This is a genomic window from Cupriavidus sp. 01L415 (genome assembly GCF_056400065.1).
Genome location: NZ_JBFTSP010000028.1, coordinates 1 through 19,861, shown reverse-complemented (window position 1 = coordinate 19,861; position 19,861 = coordinate 1). Strand labels below are relative to the sequence as shown.

Genomic DNA, 19,861 nt, shown 5'->3' with positions numbered 1-19,861 from the left:
TGAATGTCAGCACATACGGACGTTGGATACCCTAACGGCAGTCGGCAGAAGAACTTAAGGGAAAACCCGAAGAGGCACTAGCGCGACTTCGTCGGCAGGCCCGTGGGGCTGAAGATATAAGGCACCAGCGACAGCGCCACCAGCACCACGGCCGAGAGGAAGATCGCCGCATAGGTCCCCGGCACCGTCCATCCGCCCAGATGCCCGGCGTTCGCGATCAGGCCAAAGCCCCAGGACGTCAGCGCCGAGCCCAGGAACACGAACGTGTTCAGCAGGCCCAGGCCGCGGCCCCGGAGCGGTGCGGGAATCAGCGCACGGCCCTGCGCCATCACCAGCGGATGCAGCATGCCGATTGTGGACAGCAGCGCCATCAGCGCGACGGCGGCAGCGACGCCGGTGTCCGGCCAGATCGCCAGCAGGATGCCGCCCGACATCGCCAGGCAGGCCCAGCCGCCGATCGTCGCCTTGAGCGAGCTGCCGCGCACCAGCACCGGCAGGAGGAATGCGGTGGCAAAGCCGGCAAGGCTCAGCAACGTCAGCGCCACGCCGCGCGTGCCAGCATTCAGGCCATAGACATTGGCGAGATACGGTCCGCTCCACGCATTGCGGAATGCCGTGCCGGCGGCCATCGCCACGCATAGCGGAATCAGCGTCCACAACGGCCGCAGCGCCAGCAGCTTCGCGCTTCCGGCCAGCATCGCGCCCATCGGCACGTGACGTGCCTCGGCATGGCCCTCGTCGCGGACAAAGCGCCACACGCCATAGCAGGCCCCGACCATGCAGACGGCCGACAGCCCCATCGCGGGGCGCCATCCCATCCATTGCGAGGCCCAGCCCAGCGGCGCCGTGGCGCACAGCGCGCCGATCATGCCCATCGCATTGGATCGGCTGACCACCCGCATGTATTGCTTTTCGGAGAGCTGCTCCGACGCATAGTGCAGCAGCCCCATGAACACCGGCGCACAGGCCAGGCCGAGCCCCATCTGCGCGAGCATGGCCACGGTGCCGCTGGGCGCGAGCACAAACCCGATGGCCGATGCCGCACCCACGCCCAGCAGCAGCGCGGTGGGACGGCCCACGCCGAAGCGGTCGAACGCGATGCCGACGGGAATCTGCGCCACCGCAAAGGCCAGGAAGAAACAGGAGGACAGCGCACCGAAACCGGCCGGGGACAGCCCGAAGTCGTGCTGCAGTTCGGGGGCCATCACCGCCAGGCAGCTGCGGTAGAACTGGCTCAGGATGAAGGCGAAAGTCAGGAGGGCGATGCCGCGTCGGGCGACGACATCGGAACTGGCGGACACGGCATCCTGCACAAAATTCGAAGGGTGGGGGCGATCGCGCCGGTCGCTGGCCGGGGTGTTCAACTCGGAGGCTCGTCAGGATGGGGGGACATGCTGCGCCCGGCGCGCACGGACCGCGGTCGGTCCGACTGTCCGACTGTCCGACTGTCCGAGTCCGACGATAGCGGGGGGCGCGAACGCCATCGTCCTGAAGGTGCAGGCCACTATTCTACGCGGCCTGCATGCGTGACAAGCACCCGTTATTCGCGCGCCGGCAACAAATCCTGCAAATCGCGCAGCGTCGTTCCGCCTGGCGAAACCGGCGTACCGGGAGGGAGGTTGGCCACGCGCGCGGTGCCGGCCGGACTGGCTGCCGCAGCAGCCGGCGTGCGCTGGACGCTGGCGATGGTCGGATCGATCCGGCCATCTCTGCCAACCGACACCATGCTGCAGCCGGCGAGGATGCCGTCTTTCTTCAGGCTGTTGCTGACGTCCGCGGCAAACACCATGCCGCGTTCCGCCAGGGAGACGTCGGGATGGCCGCGCTCGAAGGTGAAGCTGCCCCGCCACGCATTGCGTGACGAGCGCACGTCGTCCAGCGTGGCGCCGAACACCACGCGGCTCTGCGTGGCGCTGCCCGCGGCCCCGGTGATACGCAGCACTGCGTTGGCCCGGTTCGCACTGGCCCGGGCAAGCTGGCCAGCCTGATCCAGCGCCGGATCCGCCGGACTCTCGAACTGCGCCTCCACGCCGCATTGGGACGCCAGCTCCTGGAACTTGGCGCGGAACGCCGTCGCAAACGGCCGGCCATATCCCATCTGCGCCCCGGTCACGACATAGATGCGCGTCGGGCGTTGCTCATACTCGGGCGCGCGGCTGGAATTGACGCGGGTCCGCATCGAACACGCGCCCAGCGTCAGCGCCGCCAGCAACAGCGCGCACACGGGCCCGCGACGGGAAAATCGAAATCGCACCATGTTCAGAGATCCCCGCGCGCGTAGGTGAAGTGATAGGGGCTCGCAACGGACTGCATGCGGAATGTCTCGCCAGTCTTCAACACGCGGTAGCAGGCATGCATGTCATCGAACTTCGGATTGCTGACCAGCAGGCAGACTTCGTTGGCATCCTGCGCCACCCGCACGCGCCCGCCCGAGTACTGGCGGGTCCGCGTGTTCTCCACGGAGAACCCGCCGTTGGCGGCAAAGTTCATGTTCAGTGCCGTACCGGACGGCGCGTAGACGGTGATGCGTCCGAGCTTGGCGACGTGCGCGCTCAGTTCGCTGCCGGTCAGGCGACGGCTGCTGCCTGATGGCGACGCGGGAGCGGGGGCGGCGGCGGCGGCCGCAACGTTGGCCGCGCGAAACGCCGCCAGCGCGGCCACCGCGCGCGTCGGGGCTTCGGCAATCCACGCTGCCGGCACCGCGCCCGGCGGACGCTGCCCCTGGGCGTCGTCCAGATCGCGCACACCGACGAGGCGCCCCTCCATGTCGAAGACCCCGCCGCCGCCAGCGCGCTGCGCCAGCGCGGCAGTCAGTCCTATCCGCTTGATATTGCCGGCATCGTCGCGATCCAGCGTCGCCACCAGCCCGTCGCCAAGCGTCAGGTCCCTGCCCGATGCACCAATGGCGATCACACGCTGGCCCACTCTCAGCGTGCCTGCCGGTGCGATCTGCACGGCAGGCGCCGGCAGGCCCTTCGCCTCGATCAGGCAAACGTCGCGCTCCACATCGGCATGCACCAGCCGTGCGCCCAGCACGGTGCGCTCCCGGGACACGGTGATGGACTTGCCGCGCGCCAGCGCATCGCACGCCGTGACAAGCTGGTCTGGCCCGATAACGATGGCACTGTCATTGCGCAGGCTTTGCCCCTGCGCATCCAGGACATTGAGCGTCCACACACTTGCGGCGCGCTTCTCGAAGATGGCTGCCGGCTCCATGGCGACGGCATAGCCGGTTGCCGCCATGCCCGCCAGTGCGGCGATGCCGAACCTCAACCGGCGCCACAACGCGCCGGATCCGGAGTCATGACCCATTTTTGTGCTTGCTCCCATTCGCCTTGTTCATTGTTGTTCTGAACTCGCCGCGCGGGTGGAGAGCGGGGCGAGTCGACCCTTCTACGGCTAGAGGCGGCGCCAATATAAATGAAAAGACAGCATTTACGCGTCGTTCCCCGCCGAAGGGGGGACATTGTGCCGACGTCAACACATGCAAGGGGCTGCTGAATGTCTCGCACGACATTGCCACCGCACCTTCCCGCGTCTGGATCCGGGCAATCGCCACCGTCCATTGATCGAAAACTACAAACACTGTGCTTGGCGTTGGCTCCGTAGTCGAATCGGGAGGACTTACCTACTATTCACAGACGCCACGGCGACGCCGACGTGGAGATGCGACGACGGTGGTCACCAACCCTCACCGCAAACTTTCCCGACCCTGGAGCCCCAAATGTCCAACCCGAAGCTCGAAGTCCTGACGCCCCAGAACAGCCAGCTGATCTTCATCGACCATCAGCCGCAAATGGCTTTCGGCGTGCAGTCGATCGACCGCCAGGTGCTCAAGAACAACACCGTGGGCCTGGCCAAGGCCGCAAAGATCTTCAATATCCCGACCACGATCACCACGGTGGAAACGGAATCGTTCTCGGGATTCACCTACCCCGAGCTGCTCGACGTGTTCCCGAACCAGAAGCTGCTGGAGCGTACCTCGATGAACTCGTGGGACGACCAGAAGGTGCGCGACGCGCTCAAGGCCAACGGCCGCAAGAAGGTCGTCGTGTCCGGCCTGTGGACCGAGGTCTGCAACAACACCTTCGCGCTGTGCGCCATGGCCGAAGGCGACTACGAGATCTATATGGTGGCCGATGCCTCCGGCGGCACCAGCAAGGAAGCCCATGACTACGCCATGCAGCGCATGATCCAGGCCGGCGTGGTGCCGGTGACGTGGCAGCAGGTCCTGCTGGAGTGGCAACGCGACTGGGCGCACCGCGATACGTATGACGAAGTGATGAAGCTGGTCAAGGAGCACTCCGGCGCCTACGGCATGGGCGTGGACTACGCTTACACAATGGTGCACAAGGCCGCGCAACGCACCGCCACGCCGCACGAGGCGATTGCCGCAGTGCCGGCGAAGTAAGTTACAAAGCCAGGTCACAAGGCCAAATAACGAATCGGCCGAAAGTCGGCCTTGGGCCCAGGCGGTGTGCGGCACGCACGCCACCTGGGCTTTTCCCGCAACACATTCCTGCTGCCCGCGCACGGAGGCCCGGCGCGCGCCTCCAAGCCCCATGTCCGTTACCCGCCGCCAATTCATCGCCTCCGCCGCCGCGCTCGGCGCGGCAGCCTCCTCGGAGATCCTCGCCATGTCCCCCACCACGCCTGACCTCATCCTCGTCAACGGCAAGTTCGCCACGCTCGACCGCGCCAACCCGCAGGCGGACGCCGTCGCCATGCGCGATGGCCGCTTCGTCGGCGTCGGCACGCGACAGGACATCATGAAGCTGGCCGGGGCGCAGACGAAGGTCGTCGACCTGAACGGCCGACGAGCCATCCCCGGGCTGATCGACAGCCACATGCACATCATCCGCGGGGGCCTGAACTACAACATGGAACTGCGCTGGGACGGCGTGCGGTCGCTGGCGGACGCCATGCGCATGCTCAAGGACCAGGTTGCCCGCACGCCCGCGCCGCAATGGGTACGCGTGGTGGGCGGCTTCACCGAGCACCAGTTCGCCGAAAAGCGCCTGCCGACCATCGAGGAGCTGAACGCGGCAGCACCCGACACGCCGGTGTTCATCCTGCACCTGTATGACCGCGCGATCCTGAACGGCGCGGCGCTGCGCGCGGTGGGTTACACGAAGGACACGCCCAATCCGCCGGGCGGCGAGATCGTGCACGACAAGGCTGGCAACCCGACCGGCCTGCTGCTGGCCAAGCCGAACGCGACGATTCTCTACGCGACGCTCGCCAAGGGGCCCAAGCTGCCGCCGGAGTACCAGAAAAACTCCACGCGCCACTTCATGCGCGAGGTGAACCGGCTGGGCGTGACCGGCGTGATCGATGCTGGTGGTGGCTACCAGAACTACCCCGAGGACTACAACATCATCGAGGAACTGCACAAGGACGGGCAGCTCACGGTGCGGCTGGCGTACAACCTGTTCACGCAGAAGCCGAAGGAAGAACTCAGCGACTTCAAGACGTGGACGTCGACGGTGCAGCCGGGCCAGGGCGATGACCTCTATCGCCACAACGGCGCCGGCGAGATGCTGGTCTACACGGCGGCGGACTTCGAGGACTTCCGCGTCGAGCGCCCGGACATGCCGCCGTCGATGGAGGGCGACCTCGAGCCCGTGGTCCGCCTGCTGGCGGAAAAGCGCTGGCCGTGGCGCCTGCACGCCACCTACAACGAGACGATCACGCGTGCGCTGGACGTCTACGAGAAGGTCGCCAAGGACATCCCGTTCGACGGCCTGAACTGGTTCTTCGACCACGCCGAGACGATCACCGACCGCAACATCGACCGCATTGCCGCACTGGGCGGCGGCATTGCCGTGCAGCACCGCATGGCGTACCAGGGCGAGTACTTCGTCGAGCGCTATGGCGCCCGCGCCGCCGAAGCCACGCCGCCGGTCAAGCGCATGCTGGAGCGCGGCGTGAAGGTGGGCGCCGGCACCGATGCGACGCGCGTGGCGTCCTACAACCCGTGGGTGTCGCTGTACTGGCTGACCACCGGCAAGACCGTCGGCGGTCTGTCGATGTATCCGCAGGCCAACCTGCTGGATCGCGACACGGCGCTGCGGCTGTGGACCGAAGCCAACACGTGGTTCTCCTCCGAAGTGGGCAAGAAGGGCCAGATCAAGGTGGGCCAACTGGCGGACCTGGCGGTGCTGTCGGCTGACTACTTCGCGGTGCCGGGCGACGAGATCCAGGACATCACCTCGGTGATGACGATCCTCGGCGGCAAGGTGGTGTATGGCGACGGCGAGTTCGGCAAGCTGTCTCCGGAGATTCCGCCGGCCATGCCGGACTGGTCCCCAGCCCGCCACGGCAGCCAGTACCAGCCGCGCCCGCAGACGAAGGCAAAGCAAATGGCGCTGAACACCGCGTGCGGCTGCGCCAGTTCCTGCGGCGTGCACGGCCATGCGCACGCGAAGGCGTGGACGTCGAGTGTGCCGACCGCGGACGAGAGCAGCTTCTGGGGCGCGCTGGGTTGCTCGTGCTGGGCGTTCTGACCAATCCACGACGCCGTCAACGCGGAGACCGGCCATGCCCCCATCAACGCCCTCCCCTTCTTCCTCTTCCCTACAGCCGGCTGCGGCCGGCGACGGCTCCCACCGCCTGCCGCGCTGGCTGCGCTGGGTGGCGCTGCTGTTGCTGTGCGCCGCCTACCTGCAGGGCGGACTCGTCAAGCTGTTCGACTTCTCAAGCGCCATCGCCGAGATGCAGCACTTCGGCCTGTCGCCCGCCGCACCGATGGCGGCGGCGGTGATCGTGCTGGAGCTGGGGGCGTCGCTGATGATCCTCACGGGCTTCTACCGCTGGCTCGGCGCACTGGCGCTGGGCGTCTTCACGCTGGCGGCGACATTCATGGCCAATCGCTTCTGGCAAGCGCCGCCCGAGGCGCAGTTCATGCTGGCCAACGCCTTCTTCGAGCACCTCGGTCTCGTCGGCGGCTTCCTGCTCGTCGCCTGGCACGACCTGCGCGTCCGATCTCGCGCCGGAGGCTGAGCCTCATGACCAGCCCTGCCGCCGACACCGCGCCCACCGGGGGCGGCACCTTCGCGCCGCTGGCCCAGGGCACGTTCGCTGTCCTGTGGGTCGCGACGATCCTCGGCAACATTGGCAGCTTCATGCGCGACGTGGCCAGCGCGTGGCTGGCCACGGACCTCTCTTCGTCGCCCGCTGCCGTCGCCACCATCCAGGCGGCGGCCACGCTCCCCGTATTCCTGTTGGCGATTCCCGCCGGCGTGCTGTCGGACATCCTCGATCGCCGGCGCTTCCTGATCGCGATCCAGTTCGGCATGGCGATGGTCAGCGGCACGCTCATGATCCTGGCCTCGCGGCAGGCGCTGACCATCGAGATCCTGATCGGCATGGCATTCCTCGGCGGGATTGGGGCGGCGATGATGGGGCCGACGTGGCAATCGATCGTGCCGGAACTGGTGCCGCAGAACACCCTGAAGCGCGCCGTGGCGCTCAACGCACTGGGCGTCAACATCGCCCGCGCCATCGGCCCCGCCGCCGGCGGCCTGTTGCTGGCGGCCTTCGGCGCGGCCACCACGTATGGCTTCGATCTGGTCAGCTATGTCTTCGTGGTCGGCGCGCTGCTCTGGTGGAAGCGTCCGGTGCGCGCCACCGATCCGCTGCGCGAACACTTCTTCGGCGCGTTCCGCGCCGGTCTGCGTTTCACGCGGGCGCACAGCAAACTGCACGTGGTGCTGGCGCGGGCCGCCGTTCATTTCGCCTTCGGCAGCAGCGTCTGGGCGTTGCTGCCCCTCGTGGCCCGGCAGCTGCTGCACGGCGGCGCCAGCCTGTATGGCGTGCTGCTGGGAGCCGTCGGCATGGGGGCGATCCTCGGCGCGCTGATCATGCCGCGCTTGCAGCGGCGCCTCGATGCCGACGGGCTGGTGCTGCTGTCGGCCATCGTCACGTCGCTGGTCATGGCGACCCTGTCCGCCGCGCCGCCAGTGTGGATCGCGCTGCCGCTGCTGCTGCTGCTGGGCGCCGCGTGGATCATGGCGCTGACCACGCTGGGCGGCGCGGCGCAGGCGATCCTGCCCAACTGGGTGCGAGGCCGCGCACTGGCGGTCTACCAGATGGTCTTCAACGGCGCGATGGCGGCGGGCAGCCTGGTCTGGGGCTTCGTTGCGCAGGAGCTTGGCACGCCACGTGGTCTGCTGATCGCCGCAGCCGGGTTGATGGTGGCGGCGCTAGTGCTCCACCGGATGCGGCTGCCGCGCGGCGAGGAAGACCTGGGCCCCGCGCGCCACTGGCCGGAGCCGGAGATGGCGGGAGAAATCGCGCACGACCGGGGGCCGGTGATGATCCTGATCGAATACTGCATCGCCGCGCAGGACCGCGATGCCTTCCTGCGTGCGGTACACAAGCTGTCCGAAGAACGCCTGCGCGACGGCGCGTTCAACTGGGGCGTCATGGAAGACCCGGCCGATCCGGAACTGCTGACCGAGTGGTTCCTCGTGGAATCCTGGGCCGAGCACCTGCGCCAGCACCAGCGCGTGCCCAATGCCGATGCCGACCTGCAGCGCGACGTCACGCGCTACCACACCGGCGCCCAGCCACCGCGCGTGCGGCACCTGCTGGGCGTGGGACTACCTGCCAAGTCAGCTAAGTAAATTCACTTAGAGGTTGTTTCAAAATGAAGCGAAGCGGTCCTGGCTAGGGCGAAGCAGGGGTTTCGGATCGCACGTGATCCGCCTGCGTAGCGGTATGCGCCTGCGAGCGCATACGCGCCCTGCAAGGGTGTGGCCGCGGACAGTACAAGTGGTACGGCAAGGCCGCGCAACGACGCCAGGATCGTTTTGAAACGACCTCCTACTGAAGTGGTATCGCGCGGCCGCGGACAACTTGCGCCCAGCGAGCCGTGTCCATACCGACCAGCGCATTCATCTGGTCCGGGCCGCCGGCGACAACCTCGAAGCCATCTTCCGCCAGCCGCTGCGACGTGGCCGGGTCACGCAGCGTGTCGTGCACGGCCGCAGCCAGCATTGCCAGCGCGGGCGCCGGCGTACGGGCCGGTGCGATCATCCCCACCCATGAATACGTGACGAAGCCAGGATAGGTCTCCGCGAACGTCGGCACGCCGCGCAGACGCGGATGGCGTGCGGTCGCGCTGATGGCCAGCGCGCGCAGCTTGCCGGATTCGATATAGGTCAACACCAGCGGCAGGCTGGCGAACATGGAATCGACGTGGCCGCCGAGCAGGGCGTTGAGTGCCGGGCCGCCGCCACGGTATGGAACGTGAAGGGGGGCGTGGGAGGGGTGAGGGCCTTGTTTGCCCGCCGTCTCATGGAACAGTTCGGCGGTCATGTGATTGGAGCTGCCGGCGCCGACGGAGGCGTACGACAGCCCCGTCTTTTTCGACGCCGCCACATAGTCGGCCAGTGTCCGGTACGGCGAGTTGGCCGGCACCACCAGCACCATCGGCGCGCGGACCATGTAGGACACCCCGGTCAGGTCGCGCCCGGCCCGGTATGACAGATCGGGATAGACCAGCGGCTCGGTTGCGTAGGAGTCGTAGACCAGGCCGATGGTGTAGCCGTCAGCGGCACTGCGCGCGACGATGCCCGAGCCGATGGTCCCGCCCGCCCCGCCGTGGTTTTCGATCACCACGCTCTGGCCCAGCCGCCGGCTGACGCCGTCCTGGATCTGCCGCGCCGTCTTGTCGACCACCCCCCCGGGTGCGAACGGCACGATCAGCGTGACCGGCCTGGCCGGATACGCCTGGGCATAGGCGGAAGATAATGGCGACAATAATACGCACATCATTATCACAATAATCAAACGATTCATGCTCGCGCGCGATATCCCGGGCGACAAACATAATGTCGACGCCATAATTCAATTATTGATATAAAGGCAACACTGCACGAATCAATTTAATCCAATTAATCCTTGTTTGTTGACTGGTCATAATGCTAGCATTCGATCGACGCCTGAACGCGTCGCTTCACAACATTTCACACTGGTGGTTTCACAGATGGATCGCTTCCTCAGCTTCGAGGCCTTTGTTCGCGTGGCCGACACCTTGAGCTTTGCCGAGGCCGCCCGCCAGCTCGGCGTGACGAATTCCGTGATCAGCCATCGCGTGCAGCAACTGGAAAAGCACATCAACGCGCCGCTTTTCCACCGCAGCACGCGGCACGTGCGGTTGTCCGAGGTGGGCGAGACGTACTACCGCCGCTGCGCGGAGATGGTGGCTGACCTCTCCGACCTGACCGACCAGATGCGCGACCTGCGGGCCTCTCCCGCGGGCCGGCTGCGCATCCAGGTATTGCCGGGATTCGCCATTCGCCATTTCGCGGCGATCCTGACGGCATTCACCGAAAAATATCCCGACATCGAACTCGACGTGGTAGTCAACGACCGCGTGGGCAACCCGATCGAGGACGGTGTTGATGTGTCGTTCCAGATTTTCCCGGCCCTGAATGATTCCCTGATCGAGCGCCGGCTGTTCACGGTTCGCCGCATGTTCTGCGCGGCGCCGGAATATCTGGAAAAACACGGCGCCCCCGTGCAGCCGTGCGACCTGACGATGTTGCCGGTAGCCCTGTATTCGGCCTACCCCACGCGCAACAAGTGGAAGTTCCTCAAGGACGGCAACACCACGGAAGTCGAGCTGAGCGCCAAGATGCGGACCAACTCGGTGCATCTGCTGCGTGACTACGCCCTGACCGGCGCCGCCATCGTCTGCCTGCCCAGCCTGGTGGCCGGCGACGAGCTGATGGCCGGCACGCTGGCACCCGTGCTGCAGGACTACGCGCTGCCGCCGCTTTCGTTTTCGGCGGTCTATCCGGCCACGCAACGGCAGGCACTCAAGGTGCGTGTTCTGGTCGACTTCCTCGCCAGTTGCTTCCAAGGCGACCCACCCTGGGACGTACCTCTGATTGAACGCGGCTGGCTGCCCGGCAACTGATCATTTGCGAACCGCGAATTGAGCAATCGCGGCTGCGCTGTTGATCGCACGCGCCTGCCTGTCCAAGATGGCGTCACCCCCCACGCACGGGTGCGCGCGTGTCGCCCATCCGACAGGAAGACAGTGCAATGCAGAACCAGCTCTTTATCGATGGCAGATTTGTCGATGCCCTCGATGGGGAAACGCTCCCGGTGGTCAACCCACACGATGGGAGCCTGATCACCGAAGTCGCCGCAGCCTCGCATCTCGACGTGGACGTGGCCATCGCCGCCGCGCGGCGGGCGCAGCCAGCCTGGTCGCGCATGGCCGCCAGCGAGCGCGGCCGGCTGCTGGGCAGGCTCGCCGACGCCATCGACGCCGACCGCGAAAACCTGGCGGTGCTCGAGTCGCGCGACACCGGCCACCCGATCCGCCACACGCGCACGCTGGATGTGCCGCGCACCGCCGCCTGCTTCCGCTACTTCGCCGGCATGGCGGACAAGTGCGAAGGCAGCGTCATCCCCGTCGAGGCGGGCTTCCTGAACTACGTGGTGCGCGCGCCGATCGGCGTGGTCGGGCAGATCGCGCCGTGGCACTTCCCGTTGATGTTCACGGGCTGGAAGATGGGTCCGGCGCTGGCCGCCGGCAACACCGTGGTGTTCAAGCCGTCGGAGCTGACGCCGCTGTCCGCGCTGCGCGTGGCGGAACTGGTGGCCGAAGCCGGCTTTCCGCCGGGCGTGGTCAATATCGTGACGGGGGGCGGCAACACGGCCGGCCAGCGCCTGGCCAACCATCCGGACGTGGACAAGATTGCGTTTGCCGGGTCGACGGTAACCGGGCGCCGCATCGTGGAGGCCTCGCGCGGCAATCTCAAGCGCGTGCAGCTGGCGCTCGGCGGCAAGGGCGCGAACATCGTGTTCGAGGACGCCGACCTGGACGCCGCCGTGCAGGGTGCCGCGTGGGCCATCTTCCACCATCACGGCCAGGCTTGCATTGGCGGGTCCCGGCTGATCGTGCATGACAGGATCGCCGATGCGTTCCTTGAGCGCTTTGCGGCGCTGGCGCGATCGATCCGGCTGGGCAACCCGATGGACCCCGAGACCGAGATGGGGCCGCTGATCTCGGCAGCACATCGCCATCGCATCCTGCATTACGCCGATATTGCGCGCAGCCAGGGCGGGCGGGTGATCGCCGGCGGCAAGGCGCCTGGCGACGCGGCACTGGCCAACGGGTTCTATGTCGAGCCGACGCTGGTGGAAGCGCAGCCGCAGCACCGCGCGGCGCAGGAGGAAGTGTCCGGCCCGTTTGTGACGGTGATGCGCTTTTGCCATGACGAGCAAGCCCTGTCGATGGCCAACGACACGCCCCACGGCCTCGGCAGCGGGCTCTGGACGCGCGACCTGTCGCGCGCACATCGCTTTGCCCGCGACATCCGCGCAGGCATGTGCTGGATAAACTGCTGCAAGCGCGTTCACCCGGCCAGCCCGTTCGGCGGCATGGGCGAATCCGGCCATGGCCGCGAAATGGGCTTCGAGGCCATGCGCGACTACACCGAGGCGCGCTCGGTGTGGATCAACGTGGATGCCGGCATCCCACCGCATTTCGTGCGCTAGCGCAGGCCGCCCGCTCACCCCGACGGCGCGGGCCTCACCGGCCTCGGCGAGCCCCCCGTTGACGCCATCGCTTGCGGTTCACGAACACTGTGCTCGGCGTTTGACGCGTAGTCGCGCCGGGCTGAAACACCTACCATGCTCTCATCGCTATCCCCCGCATGGAGTTCCCGATGAAGGTCTACCTTGTCTCCCTTGGCGCCGGCATCCTGGTCGGCATCATCTACGCGCTGATGCAGGTCCGATCACCCGCGCCGCCGGCCGTGGCGCTGATCGGACTGCTGGGCATGCTGATTGGCGAACAGGTGGTGCCGCCGATCAAGCGGATGATGGCCGGCGAGCCCGTGACGACCGCGTGGTTCCGGACCGAATGCGTCCCCAAGATCACCGGGACGCCGCCGCCGACGACGCTGGTGGCCCGCCGCGATGCCGCCGATGTCCATACGCCGGAATCCGACCGCTCGCACTGACGTCCCGCACTGACATCCCACGCCACGCAGCCGTCCGCGCCGATGCCACGCCCTCCCGCACCTCTCGCCCGGCTGGCGGCGCTCTGCCTGGCCGTGTCCAGCGCGCCGGCCCTGGCCGACGGTACCGTCACCGTCTATGGCCGCATCAACACGGCCATCGAATACAGCCGTGCCAGCACCGCCACGGATGGCACCGCGCTGGGCAGCGTGGTGCGCCAGACCAACAACCGCTCGGTCTTCGGCCTGCGCGGCGAGGAAGATCTCGGCGGCACGCTGAAGGCGGTCTGGCAGATCGAAAGCAATGTGTCGATGGATACCGGGCAAGGGCAGATCGCCGGGCGCAATTCGCGCGTCGGCCTGCAGGGCGACTACGGCTTGCTGTTCATGGGCCACTGGCACACGCCCTACACCGAATCGACGATGGCGTACGACCCGTACTACCCGACCACCGCCGGCTACATGGCGCTGATCAGCAACGGGTCGACGTCGAGCTCGAACAACGTGGAAGACACGAGTTCCTTCGACCGGCGCCAGAAGAACATCCTGCAGTATCGCTCGCCGCAATGGGGCGGCATGAGCCTGTGGCTGGGCTGGGGCTTGCCGGAAGAAAAGACCACCGTGCCGCGCAATCCGGCGCTGTACTCGGCCGCGGCGGTCTATGACCGTGGCCCGCTGAATGCCACGGTGGCCTACGAGATCCACCAGCACTACCAGGCCGCCGGACGCAACGACGACGCGCTGAAAGTCGGCGTGGCCTACCAGCTGTTCACCGGCACGCGCATCGCCGCGGTCTACGAACACCTGCACTACCGCACGGACACCGGCGACCTGCAGCGCAACGCGTACTACACTTCGCTGGTGCAGAAGCTAGGGCCCGGCAGCGTGCGAATCGGCTTTGCGTTCGCCGCCAACGGCACGGGGTCGTCCGTCGACACCATCGGCTTCTTCCGGAGCGGCGCGGAAACCGGCGCCACGCAGCTGACCGTGGGTTACGACTATCCGATGTCGAAACGTACCGCGCTGTTTGCCTACTACAGCCGCATCGACAACAAGCGCAATGCCATCTACGATTTCGCGATCAACGAGCTGGGCATCCGTGCCGGGGCCGACCCGCAGACATTCGCGCTGGGCATGCGGCACAATTTCTGACGCATTGACGATGCGGCCTGCGCAAGCAGGGCGCACGCCCTCATCTCTCCTGGAGACACCGATGATCCGCACGCTTCGCCGCGCGCTGGCCTGTGCCACGCTTGCCGCCGCCTCCCTGACCGCCAGCGCCGCCGCGCCGCAAGTGGGCGGCGCATCGCCGGGCTTTGCCCGCACGCAGATCGGCGATGCGGAAATCACCGCGCTGTCGGACGGTTCCGCCGTGCTGCCGGTGGACCAGTTGCTGCTGAACATCGGCCCGGAGCGGATCAGCCAGGCGCTGGCGTACCACCACTTGGCGGTGCCCACGCCTACCTCCTTCAATGGCTTCCTGGTCAACACGGGCGGCAAGCTGATCCTGATTGATGCGGGCGCCGGGCAGTTCTTCGGCCCCACACTGGGCAAGCTGGCCGACAACCTGAAAGCCGCCGGCTACCAGCCCGAACAGGTCGACGAGATCTACCTGACCCACCTGCATCCGGACCACGTCGGCGGCCTGCTCCGTCACGGCGAGCGCGCATTCCCGAACGCGGTGGTGCGCGCCGACCAGCAGGAGGTGGATTACTGGCTCAGCGAAGCCAACCTGAGCCGCGCCACCGGCGACGACAAGGGCTTCTTCGAGTCCGCGATTGCCGCGATGGCGCCGTATCGTGCCGCCGGCAAGCTGCAGACATTCTCCGGCGATACGAATCTGGCCCCGACCCTGCGCGCCGTGGTCACCCACGGCCATACGCCCGGCCACACGATCTACGTGCTCGAAAGCAAGGGCAAGAAAATGGTGTTCTGGGGGGACCTGATCCACGTGGCGGCTGTGCAGTTTTCGCATCCGGCCGTGGCCATCAAGTTCGACGTCGATCCGCGCAACGCCGTGCGCCAGCGTAAGCTGGCCTTCGACGCCGCCGCGAAGGATGGCTACGCCGCCGCCGCTGCGCATCTGGCGTTCCCCGGCATCGGCTATGTGCAGAAGCAGAAGAACGGCACGGGCTACGAGTGGATTCCGCTGCCGCCCGAGGTCCGCTGAAACGGATCGGACGGCGCAAGGCTGGGTGCACCCGTCAGCGCGTGGGTGCGGCCTCCCGCTCGCCGATTTGTTGCCCGCCGATCTGCCGGTCGCCGTCGGCTGGCAACGCACGGGCCAGCTTGCAGCCCCGGTCGAGGAAGTCGCTGGCATGGCCGGTGCTGCCGACTGCCTTGTCCACGGGATCGTCGACGACGACAAACCCCGAGACCCCGCCGGGCTGCCGTACGTACGCCATGAACACGCCACGGTCGGCCATGTTGGCCGTGGCCGGCGCGTCCTGGCCCTGCCTGACCACGTCGAACGGATTGACGGCCAGCGTCGGCTGCGTCGCCGGGATCAGGATCGCGCGCACGGACCGGCCCCGGAAGCGCAGGTCGCGCCAGCGCGTATCGATGGGGCCGCTGCCGCCCGACAGGAAATCCCGGGCAGCCTCGCTGATGCAATCCAGATGGATGTGAAGCTGGTCCTGGCTGCGTGAGGCCTTCGAATTAATCGCGAGGCCCGGCAGGGTATCGGGCAATGGCTTGCCGACCGCGCGGGCCACGGCGCCGCGTACGTCCCAGCCGAACGCCCACTGATTGGGCTGCGCGGCATCGCCCCAGATGCGGGCATCGTCCACGCCCGTGACGGGCTGGTCGGGAATGACCAGGTAGTGGGATGCGCCGATGGCGTCCTTGTACAGCACAAAGCCCTGCTGGCGATCCACGACCACGCAGTCAGGGTGCGTCGGCGCCGGAGGCGTCAGGCAACGTGCCTGCACGTTCTTCCACAGCCCGTCCCGCGAGAAGCCGCCGACCAGTCTTTCCAGAAGGCCTGCATCGGCCCAAATGGGGCCCGACATCGCCAGCAACAGGCACGACAACAGAAGGCGTTTCACGGAACGTCGTCGGGGACGGAAGCAGGCAGAAGCGGTCAGCGGGCGTTGCGGCCGCCGTAGTACGCGCCAGTCCGGGGATTGGAGATCAGATAGTCCTGGCTGCGGGCCCAGCGTTGGGCGGCCAGGAATGCCTCGGGTTCACGTTGACTCCAGTCGCTGACCATCAGCGGCGTGGCGTCCTCCTCGGTATTGAGGTAGACAGCCGCCTGGTGCAATGCGGCCCGGTCGCGGGATCCGGGAATCGTCGTGGTTCGAATCGTCACGCGCATCAGTGTCAATCCTTGAGCCCAGATACAGGAAATTATGCGCGCCTTGCCGTGACATTGCCATGACGGCGTGCGCGCCGGAATGCGCAGGTGGACCCTTCCATTCCCGGACTGGTCAGACTGCCGCGCCCGGACTGGATTTCCGGCCGGAATGCGGGGTTTCCCGACGTGGCGCGCACGCCACGCCAGTTGACACTTCGGGGGGAGCATGGCGATGACAACGTCGTCCAGGTGCCGATACCGAAGACGCCGGGGATGCCGGGGACACAGTGCTGGCGGCTACAATGCGCCTCTTGCCGCATCCGTCCAATCGTGTCCTGACCGCTCCATGCCAAATCCGAACCGGGCCTTCCTGCTGGGCCCGCTGCTGAAAGGGGTTTCCCGCTCGTTTTACCTCACCCTGCGGATCCTGCCCGCGGGCATGCGCGATCCGGTGGGCCTCGCTTACCTGCTGGCGCGCGCGGCGGACACCATCGCGGACACGTCGCTGATTCCACCGGCGCAACGGCTCGACCTGCTGCTCATGCTGCGCCAACGCGTCAACGGCATCGACGACCACGGTGCGCTGGCGCAGCGCCTGATCGCGGAGGTCGCCAGCCAGCAGACGCTATCGGACGAGAAAGTCCTGCTGGAGTCGCTCGGGCCCGCGCTGGACGTGCTGGCACAGCTTGACGAATCGGACCGCACCGCCGTGCGCGGCATCGTGACCACGCTCACCGAGGGCATGGAGTTCGATCTGCGCACGTTCCCCGACGAACGCTCCGGGCAAGTCGTGGCGTTGCCGGGCATGGCCGACCTCGACCGCTATACCTATCTGGTGGCCGGATGCGTGGGCGAGTTCTGGACGACCATGACGTATGCCCATTTGCCGGGCACGCTGAAGGAAGACCCCGCCGTGATGCTGGATCGCGGCGTACGCTTTGGCAAGGCGCTGCAGATGGTCAACGTGCTGCGCGACTGCGGCAAGGACCTGCGCATCGGCCGCTGCTACCTGCCGACGGCGGTGCTCGAGCGCTTCGGCCTGCAGCCGGGGGATCTGCTGCATGCGAACAACTCCCGGCGCGCCCAACCCATGCTCTTCGATCTGGTACGCGTGGCGCTCGACCATTTCCGCGCGGCGATGGCGTACACGCTGGCCATTCCGCGCACCAGCCCGCGCCTGCGGCTGGCCTGCCTGTGGCCGATCCTGATCGGCCTGGAAACGCTGCTGCTGCTCGTCGACAACGACGCATGGCTCGACCGGGCCAGGGTCTCGAAGATCCGTCGCGGCAAGGTCTACCGCGTGATCGCCGGCTCGCTGGCGCTGGTAGCGTCGGACCTCATGCTACGCGGCTGGATGGAAGGACTGATCGGACGCATCGAGGCGCGTCTGTCCCGATCGCAATAGAGAAGCCCCGCACAAGGCGGGGCTTCTCGTGCCGCGGCAAAAATTGCGGCTTACTGCGTGGCGGCGGCAGCCGGCGCCTTCTTGTGCGACTTGCCGGACTTCTTGGTCGTGCTCTTCGTATCCGTCAGCGCCGACGACGTGCTCTGCTTCGCGCCCTGCGTGTACGGATCGAACTTGTCCCCCGAGCGCGCGGTGTCAGGGACGTAGCCATCCTTGTTGGTGGCGCGGGCCGGATCGGGGACGTAGCCGTCCTTGTTGGTCGTCCGCATGTTGTAGTCGTAACGGTCGGCAGGATTTGCCGGACCCGCCGCGCTTGCGATCCCGGGGACGAAAACCGCAACTGCCAAAGCCATGGTGATCAACTTCATGGATACCTCCTGCCAGTTCATTAAAATCATCGCGCGCGCAGGGCGCACGGGCCAACAATAAGCGTAGCTCCCCGATTTCCAAACCGCCATATCTCGCCGTGCATGCCGCGTGAATTCTTGCAAAGCAGCAAAACCATGCCCCGCGGCGTGCGCGGGGTGGCTGTGCTGGTTCCCGTCACGGACGCAGCAGGTCGAAGCCGGCTAGCACCATCACGCCGCTCAGCGCCTCCAGGGCAACGGAGTCTTGTCCGAGTATCAGGATGGCGGCTGCGGCCCAGGCCGTGGCGCAGAAAAGGAGAAAGCGTCTGTTCATGATAGGGCGGCGGAAGCACCTCACGCGGTCGGGTCAGCCAGCCATTTGGGGACCGATCCGGCGCGGTGCCGGGTCAGTATAAACCCTGAACTCGAAGTCAGCTTCGGTCGGTCGAAGCGCGGAAAATTGCGCTGCAAAAGGCATTTTTCGCTCCCGCCATGCGACGAATACTCAACCGTCGCCCAACAAAAAACGCGCCCTTCCGGAGCGCGTTTTTTGCATGGGGCGAGGTGTCACGCAAAGGTGTAATAGCAGCCCTATTGCGCGGTCCAGCCACCGTCGGCGGCCCATGCGGCGCCGCGCACTTCATCCCCAAACGGCGAACAGAGCATCAGCACCAGGTTGCCGAGTTGCTTCGGCGTGACGAATTGGCCTGACGGCTGCTTGTCCGACAGCAGGCGGGCTTGCGCCGCTTCCGTGGTGATGCCGTCGCGCGCCGCGATATCGGCGATCTGCTGCGCGACCAGCGGCGTCAGCACAAAGCCCGGGCAGATCGCATTGCAGGTGACGCCGGTGCGCGCCGTCTCCAGCGCCGTCACCTTGGTCAGGCCGACCAGCCCATGCTTGGCCGCCACATAGGCCGCCTTGCCCGTCGACCCCACCAGGCCGTGCACCGACGCGATATTGACGATGCGTCCCCAGTTGCGCGCGCGCATCTCCGGCAACACCAGCCGGGAGGTATGGAAACTCGAGGTGAGATTGATCGCGAGGATGTCGTCCCACTTGTCGACCGGAAATGCCTCGATCGGCGCCACGTGCTGGATGCCGGCGTTGTTGACGAGTATGTCGACGCCGCCGAAGCGCTCGCGCGCCAGGGCGACCATGGCTTCGATCTCGTCCGGACGGCGCATGTCGGCCGGGTGATGCACGGCGCGCGCGCCGGCGGCTTCGATCGCGGCGAGCGCCGCGTCCACGTCGCCAAAGCCATTCAGGACGATGTTGGCGCCGGCTTCGGCCAGCGTGAGGGCGATGCCGAGGCCGATGCCGCTGGTGGAGCCGGTGATCAGTGCTGTCTTGCCTTGCAGGTTCGTCATGAGAAATTCCTTAGATGAGGCCGGTCAGGTAGAACACGGCGATCACGAAGAACACGGCCATCGTCTTGATGACGGTGATGGCGAAGATGTCGCGATAGGACTCGCGGTGCGTGAGGCCGGTCACAGCCAGCAGCGTGATCACCGCGCCGTTGTGCGGCAGCGTGTCCATGCCGCCGCTGGCCATCGACACCACGCGGTGCAGCACTTCCAGTGGGATCTGCGCGGCCTGCGCGCCCTGGATGAAGACGTCCGACATGGCCGCCAGCGCAATGCTCATGCCGCCCGAGGCCGAGCCCGTGATGCCCGCCAGCGTGCTCACCGACACCGCCGCGTTGACCAGCGGGTTGGGGATGCTGCGCAGCGCGTCGCTCACCACCAGGAAGCCCGGCAGCGCCGCGATCACGCCGCCGAAGCCGTACTCCGAGGCGGTGTTCATCGACGCCAGCAGCGCGCCGCCCACGGC

The 19,861-nt window shown here is 66.8% G+C and carries 19 protein-coding genes and 1 pseudogene; 10 read left to right on the top strand and 10 right to left on the bottom strand.

Features of this window, described 5'->3' with window-relative positions; all coding sequences use genetic code 11:
* Window positions 1-77 precede the first annotated feature (77 nt).
* From AC1DOX_RS25750 to AC1DOX_RS25740, 3 genes are all read right to left on the bottom strand, one after another.
* On the bottom strand, window positions 78-1,301 hold the full coding sequence (locus AC1DOX_RS25750) for an MFS transporter (protein WP_441623022.1): 1,224 nt from the start codon (window positions 1,299-1,301) through the stop codon (window positions 78-80).
* A gap of 239 nt (window positions 1,302-1,540) precedes the next feature.
* Complete coding sequence (locus AC1DOX_RS25745) at window positions 1,541-2,257, bottom strand: hypothetical protein (RefSeq protein WP_441623020.1); 717 nt, start codon at window positions 2,255-2,257, stop codon at window positions 1,541-1,543.
* Window positions 2,258-2,259: 2 nt separating this feature from the next.
* Entirely contained in the window at window positions 2,260-3,312 is a 1,053-nt protein-coding gene (locus AC1DOX_RS25740) for a S1 family peptidase (protein WP_441623018.1), read from the bottom strand.
* A gap of 412 nt (window positions 3,313-3,724) precedes the next feature.
* On the opposite strand from AC1DOX_RS25740, the gene AC1DOX_RS25735 reads away from it, so the two are divergent.
* The 4 genes from AC1DOX_RS25735 (at window position 3,725) to AC1DOX_RS25720 (ending at window position 8,627) form a co-directional block, all read left to right on the top strand.
* Window positions 3,725-4,411, top strand: coding sequence for a hydrolase (locus AC1DOX_RS25735; RefSeq protein ID WP_092142736.1), 687 nt, complete (start codon window positions 3,725-3,727; stop codon window positions 4,409-4,411).
* A gap of 151 nt (window positions 4,412-4,562) precedes the next feature.
* Window positions 4,563-6,506, top strand: coding sequence for an amidohydrolase (locus AC1DOX_RS25730; protein ID WP_477101562.1), 1,944 nt, complete (start codon window positions 4,563-4,565; stop codon window positions 6,504-6,506).
* A 34-nt stretch (window positions 6,507-6,540) separates the two neighbouring features.
* A complete protein-coding gene (locus AC1DOX_RS25725) occupies window positions 6,541-7,002 on the top strand; it encodes a DoxX family protein (protein WP_441623014.1) in 462 nt (153 codons plus the stop codon).
* A 5-nt stretch (window positions 7,003-7,007) separates the two neighbouring features.
* On the top strand, window positions 7,008-8,627 hold the full coding sequence (locus tag AC1DOX_RS25720; protein WP_441623012.1) for an MFS transporter: 1,620 nt from the start codon (window positions 7,008-7,010) through the stop codon (window positions 8,625-8,627).
* Window positions 8,628-8,826: 199 nt separating this feature from the next.
* On the opposite strand, the gene AC1DOX_RS25715 is transcribed toward AC1DOX_RS25720, so the two are convergent.
* Entirely contained in the window at window positions 8,827-9,780 is a 954-nt protein-coding gene (locus AC1DOX_RS25715; RefSeq protein ID WP_441623101.1) for a tripartite tricarboxylate transporter substrate-binding protein, read from the bottom strand.
* A gap of 211 nt (window positions 9,781-9,991) precedes the next feature.
* Here AC1DOX_RS25715 and AC1DOX_RS25710 point away from each other — a divergent pair, with 211 nt between their 5' ends.
* The 5 genes from AC1DOX_RS25710 to AC1DOX_RS25690 all read left to right on the top strand — a co-directional run bounded on the left by AC1DOX_RS25710 (window position 9,992) and on the right by AC1DOX_RS25690 (window position 15,153).
* Window positions 9,992-10,927: a LysR family transcriptional regulator gene (locus AC1DOX_RS25710; protein ID WP_441623010.1), complete on the top strand. Its 936-nt coding sequence runs from the start codon at window positions 9,992-9,994 to the stop codon at window positions 10,925-10,927.
* Between the two features lie 128 nt (window positions 10,928-11,055).
* Window positions 11,056-12,519, top strand: a complete 1,464-nt coding sequence (locus AC1DOX_RS25705) for an aldehyde dehydrogenase family protein (protein ID WP_441623008.1) — start codon at window positions 11,056-11,058, stop codon at window positions 12,517-12,519.
* A gap of 170 nt (window positions 12,520-12,689) precedes the next feature.
* A complete protein-coding gene (locus tag AC1DOX_RS25700; protein WP_441623006.1) occupies window positions 12,690-12,986 on the top strand; it encodes a XapX domain-containing protein in 297 nt (98 codons plus the stop codon).
* A gap of 42 nt (window positions 12,987-13,028) precedes the next feature.
* The gene (locus tag AC1DOX_RS25695; RefSeq protein WP_441623004.1) at window positions 13,029-14,135 is read left to right on the top strand and encodes a porin; all 1,107 of its coding nucleotides are present in this window, start codon (window positions 13,029-13,031) and stop codon (window positions 14,133-14,135) included.
* A 61-nt stretch (window positions 14,136-14,196) separates the two neighbouring features.
* On the top strand, window positions 14,197-15,153 hold the full coding sequence (locus AC1DOX_RS25690; protein WP_441623002.1) for an MBL fold metallo-hydrolase: 957 nt from the start codon (window positions 14,197-14,199) through the stop codon (window positions 15,151-15,153).
* A gap of 34 nt (window positions 15,154-15,187) precedes the next feature.
* On the opposite strand, the gene AC1DOX_RS25685 is transcribed toward AC1DOX_RS25690, so the two are convergent.
* A complete protein-coding gene (locus AC1DOX_RS25685; protein ID WP_441623000.1) occupies window positions 15,188-16,030 on the bottom strand; it encodes a CDP-diacylglycerol diphosphatase in 843 nt (280 codons plus the stop codon).
* A 35-nt stretch (window positions 16,031-16,065) separates the two neighbouring features.
* A complete protein-coding gene (locus AC1DOX_RS25680; protein WP_092142769.1) occupies window positions 16,066-16,299 on the bottom strand; it encodes a CDP-diacylglycerol pyrophosphatase in 234 nt (77 codons plus the stop codon).
* Window positions 16,300-16,504: 205 nt separating this feature from the next.
* Here AC1DOX_RS25680 and AC1DOX_RS25675 point away from each other — a divergent pair, with 205 nt between their 5' ends.
* Entirely contained in the window at window positions 16,505-17,683 is a 1,179-nt protein-coding gene (locus tag AC1DOX_RS25675; protein ID WP_441622998.1) for a phytoene/squalene synthase family protein, read from the top strand.
* Window positions 17,684-17,733: 50 nt separating this feature from the next.
* Here the strand turns inward: AC1DOX_RS25675 and AC1DOX_RS25670 are convergent, their stop codons facing one another.
* The 4 genes and pseudogenes from AC1DOX_RS25670 to AC1DOX_RS25655 form a co-directional block, all read right to left on the bottom strand.
* Window positions 17,734-18,051 carry a hypothetical protein gene (locus AC1DOX_RS25670; protein ID WP_441622996.1) on the bottom strand — a complete coding sequence of 106 codons (318 nt, stop codon included), beginning with the start codon at window positions 18,049-18,051 and terminating at the stop codon, window positions 17,734-17,736.
* A gap of 175 nt (window positions 18,052-18,226) precedes the next feature.
* The gene (locus tag AC1DOX_RS25665; protein ID WP_441622994.1) at window positions 18,227-18,364 is read right to left on the bottom strand and encodes a hypothetical protein; all 138 of its coding nucleotides are present in this window, start codon (window positions 18,362-18,364) and stop codon (window positions 18,227-18,229) included.
* A gap of 257 nt (window positions 18,365-18,621) precedes the next feature.
* Window positions 18,622-19,398 carry a 3-hydroxybutyrate dehydrogenase gene (locus tag AC1DOX_RS25660; RefSeq protein WP_441622992.1) on the bottom strand — a complete coding sequence of 259 codons (777 nt, stop codon included), beginning with the start codon at window positions 19,396-19,398 and terminating at the stop codon, window positions 18,622-18,624.
* Window positions 19,399-19,408: 10 nt separating this feature from the next.
* Window positions 19,409-19,861 (bottom strand): annotated as a pseudogene (locus AC1DOX_RS25655) (GntP family permease); the annotation flags it as partial.